Origin of the sequence: Streptomyces sp. NPDC002785, from assembly GCF_040295565.1 — a bacterium.
Lineage (GTDB): Bacteria > Actinomycetota > Actinomycetes > Streptomycetales > Streptomycetaceae > Streptomyces.
The window spans coordinates 1-1,333 of sequence record NZ_JBEOVN010000434.1 but is presented as its reverse complement, the minus strand read 5'-3'; the positions used below and the strand labels follow the sequence as shown (position 1 = coordinate 1,333).

The 1,333-nt window shown below is 69.9% G+C and carries 1 protein-coding gene; it reads right to left on the bottom strand.

Annotated elements, in window-relative coordinates:
* Positions 1 to 91: 91 nt before the first annotated feature.
* Entirely contained in the window at positions 92 to 1,219 is a 1,128-nt protein-coding gene (gene dnaN / locus ABTZ94_RS37575; protein WP_351207961.1) for a DNA polymerase III subunit beta, read from the bottom strand.
* Between the last annotated feature and the right edge of the window lie 114 nt (positions 1,220 to 1,333).

Below are 1,333 nucleotides of genomic sequence, written 5' to 3'. Positions count from 1 at the left end.
GAGTGAAGACGCCAATCTCCACTACGCCCGGAGGTCCTCCCTTGATCAACTACCGACGGATGTGTGTCACCAACGTGTCGGCCGAGTACACCTAGACCAGCGGCTTGGCCGACATCAGCAGATGCTGGTGAGCGGGGTGCGATGCGTCCTGCGCCTCGTCCTCCGCCGACGCCCGGCCGGTGACCATCGCGCGCTGGCCGGGGCCCATCAGGTCGAACCGGACCACAGGTGCGTCGAACGAGGCCAGGGCGTCCATCAGGTATGAGGGGTTGAAGGCGACCGTCAGCTCGTCGGTGCCATCGAGCACTGCAGGCAGACGTTGGGAGGCGACGTCGTCCTCGTAACCCGCCTGCAGCAGCAAGGAGTCACCGGAGAAAGTCAGTTGGAGCGGGCTGCCGCCCTCCGCGACCACGGCGACGCGCTTGACGGCCTCGACCAGCGGCGCCCGGTCCGTCACCGCAGAAAAAGCGGCCACCATGGCGAACAGCTTGTCGTGGCGCGGCAGTCGGCCGTCGAGCAGACGCACCGTGGTGCGCATCCCGGCCAGTTCGAAACCGACCGAGCCGCCGTCCAGAGCGAGTTGGACCATTCCGGCCCGGCCGAAGGAGCGGGCGATCTCGGTCAGCCTGCGGGCGGAGACCACGACATCGGCCGAGACGCCGTCCTTCCCGGGCTTCCAGAGGAGCGTGCGCACCGCGAACCGGTAGCGGTCCGTGGCGGCGAGCGTCATCGTGTCGCCGTCGAGCGCCAGCCGGATACCGGTCAGGATCGGCAACGTGTCGTCCCGGCCCGCCGCCACCGTCACATGGGCGACGGCCGCGGCGAATTCCTCCGCGTCCACCGCACCGAGCACCTCCGGCAGCGCCGGCAGCGCCGGATAGTCGTCGAACGGCAGCACCGAGAGTCCGAACCGGGCACTGTCACTCGTCAGCGAGAACCGTGAGCCCTCGACCGCGCACTCCACCGCCCCCTCGGGCAGCACCCGGCAGACGTCGAGCAGCCGACGGCCCATGACCAGCACTCTTCCGGCCCGTACGGTCTCCGCCTCCACCTCGATGCGCGCGGACGCCTCGTAATCGAGGCCCGAGATGCGCAGCCGGCCGTCGGCCGCCTCCAACAGCAGCCCGCCCAGCACAGGAACGGGCGAGCGCGTGGGCAGCACCCGGGCCGCCCAGGCCACGGCGTCAGTCAGTGCGCTGCGCTCAATACGGAACTCCACGGCGGCGGCCTCCCCTGGTCGTCTCTGATCGTGTTCGTGAGCCGACACTAGGGGCCACCACTGACAACGGAGGCAGGGAAGACGGTCGCGGCCGACGGCAGCGGCCACCCCCGT